At 42.7% G+C, this 1,016-nt stretch carries 1 protein-coding gene; it reads left to right on the forward strand.

All coding sequences use genetic code 11. From position 1 onward, the window contains the following. Positions 1–525: 525 nt before the first annotated feature. Positions 526–1,016, forward strand: a 491-nt coding sequence (locus MF646_RS23100) for a reverse transcriptase domain-containing protein (protein ID WP_250098836.1), incomplete at its 3' end; no start/stop codon positions are given.

A 1,016-nucleotide genomic window follows, 5' to 3' on the forward strand; every position in this document is an offset into this window, starting at 1 on the left:
TTTTGTTCGCCCAGCATGGGCGAACTCTAACGGGTGAAAGTCCCGAGTACGACCTAGTAGCGGTAAGTACATAGCCAAAAGCAAGGGTGTCCATGGCGACATGGAATCTGAAGGAAGCTCGAGGCAAACCTCTGGTCTGACGAACAGAAATCATATAGGAGGCAGCGTATGAGGACAAGACTGCAAAAGAAGTTAAAATCCAATAGCTACTAAACCATACGTTGTATATATGGCAGATAGGTGGAGGGAAAGAGTTCGCACCTTAACTGGGGAGGTCTCACTGGTCTGCACCAAAATCTTGTAGCGATACAAGACTGGATAGTGAGAAGTCAGCAGAAGCCGTAGTAGTGAAGACATCTAACGAAAGTTAGAAAGAGCGAAGGGCTGAACAATTTCATCGTTATAAGACATCTCGATTGGAAGAGGAAATAGACCACTGGCAGTAAGCGAAAAAGTGGATACCGACTTTACGAGACAGAAAGGAAATAACAAAGCATGTATGAAGAAAAACTACTGGATAAAATCTTGGATAGAGATAATCTAAATCAAGCATTCAAGCAGGTAAAACGAAATAAGGGTGCAGCTGGTGTGGATGGAATGACTGTTCAGGAACTAGGGGCGTATATGGCGTTGAACAAGGAAGAAATCATTTCTCAAATTCGGCAAAGAATATACCACCCTCAACCCGTACTAAGGGTTGAAATCCCGAAACCAAATGGTGGGGTACGACTCTTAGGCATTCCGACGGTCAAGGACAGAGTTATTCAACAAGCGATCGCACAAATTCTTACACCAATGTTTGATAAGAAATTTAGTGAGTATAGCTACGGATTTAGACCTAACCGATACGCCGAGATGGCTATCTTACAAGCCTTAGAATACTTCAATGATGGTCAGGATTGGATTGTAGATATTGACTTAGAACGCTTCTTTGACACAGTACATCATGATAGACTGATGAATCTTGTATCAAGAACAGTTGACGATGGTGATGTCATTTCACTCATCCGCAAGTT

The sequence above is a fragment of the Halalkalibacter alkaliphilus genome, assembly GCF_023555415.1.
In the GTDB taxonomy this organism is placed as follows: Bacteria; Bacillota; Bacilli; order Bacillales; family Bacillaceae_D; genus Halalkalibacter; species Halalkalibacter alkaliphilus.